Here is a 6,952-nt window from a genome sequence, read left to right as displayed (position 1 = left end):
CGACGGTGAGCGGACCACCGTCGCCCCCGCTGTGTGACGCCTGACGATACGTCAATTTTCCTTTCCGTGCAGCTTCCGTGGCGATTCGAGGCGCACGGGATGGCGGACGGGACGGCGGGCGGGACGGCGCACGCGATGGCGGACGGGATGACGGAGGGGATGGCCGGGCGTGGAGCGCGGGGCCTGGTAGCACCGACGGTGGCCCCCGTACACCCAGAAAACTCGACCATCGCGGTGGCAGCGGACAACCCCCGGGAACGGCAGTGCACTTGGTTCCGGGGCGAAGCTCCGGATCCGTAGCGTCCTCGGCATGACGTTACTGACGCGAACCCCGCCGAGCGCCGTCCGGCGGCGCGGCCTGCTGGTCTACCTGGTACTCGCCTACGCCGGGATGTGGGCGGCGATGACGCCGCTGCTCGCCGACGGCTACCGGCGCACCGACGCCCGGGAAGGGGTCGGCGCGCCGGAGCAGATCTGCATCGCGGCCGCCATGCTGGCCCCGGCGCTGGCGGCGCTGCTGGTGGTCCGCTTCGTCGAGCGGGGCGGGGTGCGGGAGGCGCTCGCACTGCGCCGGCCGCGGCCCCGGGCCCGTGCGGTCCGGGCCTGCCTGCTGCCGCTCGGGGTGCTCGGCGGGCTGACGACCGCGACGCTGGCACTCGGCGCGCTGGCGGGCAGCTACCCGTTCGCCGGCTTCGGCTCGCTGGACGCGGGGCGGATCGCATCGTGGGCGGTCCAGGGACTGATCGGGATGGTGCTCTCGCTGCCGCTGTTCTTCGGTGAGGAGATCGGCTGGCAGGGCTTCCTCTTCCCCCGGTTGCTGCTGCTCGGCCGGCGAGAGGGCGGAGGCGAGGGCGCCGGTGGCGGGGTGGTGCTGGTCCGGGCGTACCTGCTCGCGGGGACGGCCTTCGCGCTCTGGCACCTGCCGACGCTGCTGATGGGCGGCCAGTACCCGGGACGGCCCTGGTACCTGGCGGTGCCCGCGCTGACGGTGAGCTGCGTGCTCGTCCTGCCGGTCTTCACCTGGCTGAGGCTGCGCTCGGGGTCGGTGGTCCCGGCGGTGCTGGCGCACGCCTTCACGAGCAGCGTGAGCGTGTCGATGGTCCGGGAGTTCGCGGACCCGGCTGCCGAGCTGGACCCGCTCACCATGTCGCTGGCGGGCTGGCCCGGCTGGGTCGTCCTCGGCGGGTTCGTGGCCTTCCTCGCCTCCACCGGGCGCCTGCGACCGGACCGGTACGGGCAGGGGTGACGCGCGCCGACTGTTCGCCCGTCGCCCGTCGCCCGTCGCCCGTCGCCCGTCAGCCGCTCGCCGGGGCCAGGTCCTTGCGGATCTCGTCCAGGATCAGCCCGGCCCCGGTGTAGCCGATGCCGAGCATCCACAGGTTGTCGTCCACCCGGAACACCCGCCCGTTGCGCACGGCGTCCAGGTTCTTCCAGAGCGCCCCCTCGGTGATCTTCCCCTGGTCGGACTTGGCCGCGTCCCCGTACACCGTGTAGAAGATGACGTCGGCCGCGGCCTGGTCCACCTGTTCGGGGCTGATCTCCATCGAGAAACCGGGCTTGTCCTGGTTGGCGGGCCGCCCGAGCCCGAGCTCCTTGAACAGCGAGCCGACGAAGGTGTCGTTCAGGTAGAGCCTGGTCGGCGCGCCCGCCAGGAAGCGGGCCATCTCGACCCGGGTGGCCGCCGCCCTGGCCGGTCCGCCGAGCGCGGTGACCAGGTCCCGCAGCTTCGCCCGGTAGGCCGCGTCCGCCGCGTCGGCCTCGGTCTGGCGGCCCAGCGCCTCGGCGTGCAGGCGGACGTTCTCCTTCCAGGCCGGCCCGGTGGTGTTGGAGAGCACCGTCGGCGCGATCTTCGACAGTTCGTCGTACCGCTTGTTGTCGCGGACCTGGTTGCTCAGGATGAGGTCCGGCCGCAGTGCCGCGATCGTCTCCAGACTGGGCTGGCCGATGGCCCCGACGGGCCTCGTCCCGGACAGCCGTTCGGCGGGCAGGTAGGCGGGGAACGGGGCGCCCGCGGTGACGGTGGTGGCGCCGACCGGGCTGAGCCCGAGGGTGAGCACCGAGTCCAGTGCGTCGGTGTCCAGGGCCACCACCCGGCTCGCCCGGTCCGGCACGGTGCTCTCGCCGCGCGCGTGCCGGACCGTCCGGGTGCCGCCTGAGCCGGATGAGCCGCCACCGGATGAACCACCGGATGAACCGCCGGACGAACCGGAGCCGGACGGACCGCGACCGGACGAACCGTCGCCCGGCGCCGGGGAGTCGGACCCGCACGCGGCGAGCACGAGCCCCGGGGCGAGCCCGGCGGCGAGGCCGAGAGCGGCGCGGCGGTTGAGCGGTCGGGCCATCGGCGGCACCTCCAACGTACGGGCAGGGCGCGGAAATCCCTGCCCGCGCCGTCGCCAGGTTACGCCTCGGAACCGTTCTCCCGTCGCTGGCGCAGGAGTTCGAGGTACTCGACGTGCACTCGCCGGTCCATCGCGAGGGCGAACTGGGCGTCCGCGACGGTGCGCGCCAGCGGCCGCACCCGCAGGATGCGCTCGGTGAGCCGGGCCGCCTCGCCGGGCGGCAGCGGGGTGTCGGCGGCCAGCGCGCTGAGCAGGTGCTCGCTGACCACCTCGATGAAGATCTCGGCGATGGCGTCCACGTGCTCCCGGGTGCGCCGACTGGCCTCCAGCACCGCCGAGAGCGGCACCCCCTCCGCCACCAGTTCGGTGGTGGCGTCCATCAGCCGGCGGCTGACGTGGGTGATGCCGTCCTCCTCGACGGTGATGTAGCCCTGGGCGATCGACTCGGCGGTGTTCTCCTCGGTCAGCTGGTCGCCGAAGGCGGTCTTCAGCTCGTCCCAGTCCAGGCGCACCGGGGTCTCGTCGGACCACGGCGCGGCGATCGCCGCCTCCAGCCCGATCAGTTCGGCGACGTCCCGCCCGCTCTCGCCGGCGCCGATCAGCTCGGCGATGCCGCCCAGGGTGTGGCCGCGTTCGAGCAGTTCGCCGATCATCCGCAGCCGGGCCAGGTGCTCCTCGCCGTACCAGGCGATGCGGCCCTCCTTGCGGGGCGGCTGAAGCAGTTTGCGCTCGCGGTAGAAGCGCAGGGTGCGGGTGGTGATGCCGGCGGCCTCGGCCAGTTCCTCCACCCGGTACTCGCGTTTTCTGTCGCCCGCAGCAGCTCTGACCTTGTCCACGGCGATCAGCATAGGTCCGTCGGCCCGGAGGGTTCCCCGAACCGGAGCGGTCGTGCTTCTTCCATCCGGTGTCAGCAAGGGCTACCCTGCCAACCATGCCAGTGATTACTGGCGCGATTGGCGGGGTCCCGGAGGCGGACCCCGGGAGGATCCGGAGGCGGGCCCCAGGAGGTTCCGGGGCACGCTCGCCGGGAGAGCGCGACGATCACCGTCCCACCCTCAGGAGGTTGCCGCATGGCATCCAGCAGCAAGCGCCCCCGCTCCGGCGCGTCCGCGGCGACCGGCACCGCCGCGGCGCAGGAGTCCGTCCCGCACGTCCGGGTGGCGGTGATCGGTTCCGGCTTCGGCGGACTCGGCGCCGCGGTCCGGCTGCGCCGTGCCGGGATCACCGACTTCGTGGTCCTGGAGCGGGCGGACTCGGTCGGCGGCACCTGGCGCGACAACAGCTACCCCGGCTGCGCCTGCGACGTGCCCTCGCACCTCTACTCCTTCTCCTTCGCGCCCAACCCCGACTGGCCGCGCAGCTTCTCCGGCCAGCCGGACATCCGCGCCTACCTGGAGAAGGTCGCCACCGTCTTCGGCCTCCGCCCCCACCTTCGCTTCAACGCCGAGGTGTTGGAAGCGCGTTGGGAGGCCGAGCAGACCCGCTGGCAGATCACCACCTCGGCCGGCCGGTGGACCGCCGACGCCATCGTCTCCGCCGCCGGACCGCTCGCCGACCCACAGATCCCCGACCTGCCCGGGCTGAGCGACTTCCCCGGCAAGGTGTTCCACTCCTCCCGCTGGGACCACGACTTCGACCTGACCGGCAAGCGCGTCGCGATGGTCGGCACCGGGGCCTCCGCCGCCCAGATCATCCCGTCGATCCAGCCCAGGGTCGGCAGGCTGACGGTCTTCCAGCGCACCCCGGCCTGGGTGCTGCCGCGCCGCGACCGCGAGATCAGCCAGCTGGAGAAGTGGCTGCACGGCCGGCTGCCGGTCACCGCGAAGATCCGCCGCGGCACCCTGTTCGCCCTCCGCGAGCTCCAGGTGGACGCCTTCGTGCGCCGTCCGGGACTGCTGCGCCTGGTCCAGCAGCTCGCCGAACGCCACATCGCCCAGGGCGTCCCCGACCCGGCGCTGCGCGCCAGGCTCACCCCGGACTACCGGATCGGCTGCAAGCGCATCCTGCTCAGCAACACCTACTACCCGGCGCTCGCCGCGGCCAACACCGAGGTCGTCTCCTCCGGTCTGCGCGAACTGCGCGGCTCCACGCTGGTCGCGGCCGACGGCAGTGAGCACGAGGTGGACGCCATCGTCTTCGGCACCGGCTTCCACGTCACCGACATGCCCATCGGCGCCCGGGTGTTCGGCGCCAACGGCACCAGCCTGGCGGAGGAGTGGAAGGACGGCATGGAGGCGCTGCGCGGCTCGACCGTGCACGGCTTCCCGAACCTCTTCTTCGTCATCGGGCCCAACACCGGTCTCGGCAACAGCTCGATGATCCTGATGATCGAGTCCCAACTGAACTACATGATCGACGCGTTGACCACGCTCGGCTCGATCGGCGCCGCCGCGATGCAGCCCACCGCGCGCGCCCAGCGGCAGTGGAACCTCGAACTCCAGCACCGGATGGACCGTACCGTCTGGACCACCGGCGGCTGCCTCAGCTGGTACCTCGACCCGAGCGGCCGGAACACCGTGCTCTGGCCCGGCTCCACCACCTCGTTCCGCCGGGCCACCCGCAGGGTCGACCTCGGCGAGTACGAGCTGATCATGCGCGCCGCACCGGCGGCCGCCCGCGCTGTCCAGGAGGTCTCCGCGTGAACGGCGTCCGGCTGCCCGAGGAGTACGAACCGCCCGTTCCGGTGGAGGAGTTGAGCGTACGGTCGGCGGACGGCATCCGGCTGCACGTCGAGGTGCACGGCCGGTCCGACGCACCCACCGTGGTGCTCGCCCACGGCTGGACCTGCTCGACCGCCTTCTGGGCCCCGGTGATCCGCCTGCTGGCCGACCGCTACCGGGTGGTGGCCTACGACCAGCGCGGCCACGGACACAGCGAGATCCCGCCGAGCCGGGCCCGCTACTCGACCAGGGCGCTGGCCGAGGACCTGTCCGCCGTGCTCGCGCGGACCGTGCCGGCGGGCGAACGGGCCGTGCTCGCCGGGCACAGCATGGGCGGGATGACGATCATGGCCGCCGGTGGCCGTCCCGAGGTCGCCGAGCGCACCGCCGCGGCCGTCCTGATCTCCACCGGGCCGGGCGAGCTGGTGGCCGAACTCACCGTCCTGCCACCGGCCGTACGCGCCCGGGGCCTGCGGCGCTTCCTGCACCGGCAGTTGCTGCGCTCCCGGCTGCCGCTCGGGCCGGTCTCGCCGGTCAGCCGGGCGGCGCTCAAGTACGCGACCATGGGCGCCGGTTCGCCCGCCGGCCAGGTCGAGGCTACGGCCCGGATCGTGCACGCCTGCCCGACCGCCGTCCGCGCCAACTGGGCCGCGGTGCTGGACCGGCTGGACGTCCACGCCGGGCTTGCCCGGCTCGCCGCGCCCACGGCGGTGGTGGTCGGCACCGACGACCGGCTGACCCCGCCGGTGCACGCGCACCGGATGGTCGCCGAACTCCAGGACGCGCAGGGGTTGTTGCTGCTGCCCGGGGTCGGCCACATGTCGCCGCTGGAGCGCCCGGCGGAGGTCGCCGCCGAGATCCACCGGATGGCCTCGGGGTACCTGACGGCCGCGCCCGCCGCCGCGCCTGCCACCGCCGCCGCGCCCGTCACCGCTGCCGCGCCCGCCGGCGCCGTTCCCGCTTCCACCGACGAGAGGACCGCTGTCGCATGAACGCCATCCCGCCGTTGTCCGAGCAGGTCGTCGTCGTCACCGGGGCCGCGCGCGGCGTCGGCGCGTCGCTGGCCCGCAAACTCGCCCGGCGCGGGGCCAAGGTGGCCCTGCTGGGGCTGGAGCCGGAGGAGCTGAAGGCCGTCGCCGCGCAGTGCGGCCCGTCCGCGACCAGCTGGGAGGTGGACGTCACCGACCTCGACGCGCTGGAGGACACCGCGCGGCGGATCAAGGAGCACTACGGGCGGGTCGACACCGTCGTCGCCAATGCCGGGATCGCCCTCGGCGGGCCACTGGCCGACAGCGACCACCGGGCGTTCAGCCGGGTCATCGAGGTCAACCTGCTCGGCAGCGTGGCCACCGCCCGGGCCTTCCTGCCGGCGCTCGCCGAGAGCCGCGGGTACCTGCTCCAGATCGCCTCGCTCGCCGCGCTGACCCCCGCGCCGCTGATGAGCGCGTACTGCGCCAGCAAGTCCGGGGTGGAGGCCTTCGCCCACTCGATCCGCGCCGAGGTGGCCTACCAGGGGGTCAAGGTCGGTGTCGGGTACCTGAGTTGGACCGACACCGACATGGTGCGCGGAGCTGACGAGGACGCCGTGCTGAAGCAGATGCGCTCCCGGCTGCCGTGGCCGGCGAACAAGACGTATCCGCTGGAGCCCGCGGTGGACCGGATCGTCGCCGGGATCGCCCGCCGGTCCGCCCACGTCTACGCCCAGGCCTGGCTGCGCGGGATGCAACCGGTCCGCTGGTTGCTACCCAGCCTGATCGCGGTGGTCGGCTCCCGGGACGTGGCCCGGCTCGCCCCCCAGCTCGCCGCCACCGCCGCCAGTCGCCTGCGCGCCGTCGGCGCCGGGGGCGCGGCGGACACGGCGGTCCGGGGGAGCCGGAGCGGCGGGGCGGGCGACTGACGGGCGAAAGCCGGCAGCGGACGACTGACGGCCGACAGCGGACAGCTGACGGA

Annotated in this window: 6 protein-coding genes; 4 read left to right on the top strand and 2 right to left on the bottom strand. The window is 73.5% G+C overall.

Annotated elements, in window-relative coordinates:
• Window positions 1-310: 310 nt before the first annotated feature.
• The gene (locus ACFU6K_RS26225; RefSeq protein ID WP_380666963.1) at window positions 311-1,246 is read left to right on the top strand and encodes a CPBP family intramembrane glutamic endopeptidase; all 936 of its coding nucleotides are present in this window, start codon (window positions 311-313) and stop codon (window positions 1,244-1,246) included.
• Between the two features lie 49 nt (window positions 1,247-1,295).
• Here ACFU6K_RS26225 and ACFU6K_RS26220 read toward each other — a convergent pair whose 3' ends face one another.
• Window positions 1,296-2,111 (bottom strand): ABC transporter substrate-binding protein, encoded by an 816-nt coding sequence (locus ACFU6K_RS26220; protein WP_380666961.1) that lies wholly within the window; start codon window positions 2,109-2,111, stop codon window positions 1,296-1,298.
• Window positions 2,112-2,401: 290 nt separating this feature from the next.
• Entirely contained in the window at window positions 2,402-3,190 is a 789-nt protein-coding gene (locus tag ACFU6K_RS26215; RefSeq protein ID WP_380666959.1) for a MerR family transcriptional regulator, read from the bottom strand.
• 222 nt (window positions 3,191-3,412) lie between these two features.
• Between ACFU6K_RS26215 and ACFU6K_RS26210 the strand changes: the two genes are divergently transcribed.
• Genes ACFU6K_RS26210 through ACFU6K_RS26200 form a run of 3 tightly spaced genes read left to right on the top strand, consistent with a single transcriptional unit; the run spans window position 3,413 to window position 6,899 of the window.
• Complete coding sequence (locus ACFU6K_RS26210) at window positions 3,413-4,984, top strand: flavin-containing monooxygenase (protein ID WP_380666957.1); 1,572 nt, start codon at window positions 3,413-3,415, stop codon at window positions 4,982-4,984.
• Entirely contained in the window at window positions 4,981-5,994 is a 1,014-nt protein-coding gene (locus tag ACFU6K_RS26205; RefSeq protein WP_380666955.1) for an alpha/beta fold hydrolase, read from the top strand. The genes ACFU6K_RS26210 and ACFU6K_RS26205 overlap by 4 nt, the downstream gene beginning before the upstream one ends.
• The gene (locus ACFU6K_RS26200) at window positions 5,991-6,899 is read left to right on the top strand and encodes an SDR family oxidoreductase (protein ID WP_380666953.1); all 909 of its coding nucleotides are present in this window, start codon (window positions 5,991-5,993) and stop codon (window positions 6,897-6,899) included. Before ACFU6K_RS26205 ends, ACFU6K_RS26200 begins: the two co-directional genes overlap by 4 nt.
• The last annotated feature ends 53 nt before the right edge of the window (window positions 6,900-6,952 follow it).

Origin of the sequence: Kitasatospora sp. NPDC057512 (assembly GCF_042802135.1) — a bacterium.
GTDB lineage: Bacteria > Actinomycetota > Actinomycetes > Streptomycetales > Streptomycetaceae > Kitasatospora.
Note: the sequence above shows the minus strand (reverse complement) of the source record. Positions and strands in the feature narration are given on the sequence as shown.

Excerpts from the sequence above, each read along its gene's own strand:
- ACFU6K_RS26225 (WP_380666963.1), top strand. The coding sequence starts at position 311 with ATGACGTTACTGACGCGAACCCCGCCGAGCGCCGTCCGGCGGCGCGGC.
- ACFU6K_RS26215 (WP_380666959.1), bottom strand. The coding sequence starts at position 3,190 with ATGCTGATCGCCGTGGACAAGGTCAGAGCTGCTGCGGGCGACAGAAAA.
- ACFU6K_RS26210 (WP_380666957.1), top strand. The coding sequence starts at position 3,413 with ATGGCATCCAGCAGCAAGCGCCCCCGCTCCGGCGCGTCCGCGGCGACC.
- ACFU6K_RS26200 (WP_380666953.1), top strand. The coding sequence starts at position 5,991 with ATGAACGCCATCCCGCCGTTGTCCGAGCAGGTCGTCGTCGTCACCGGG.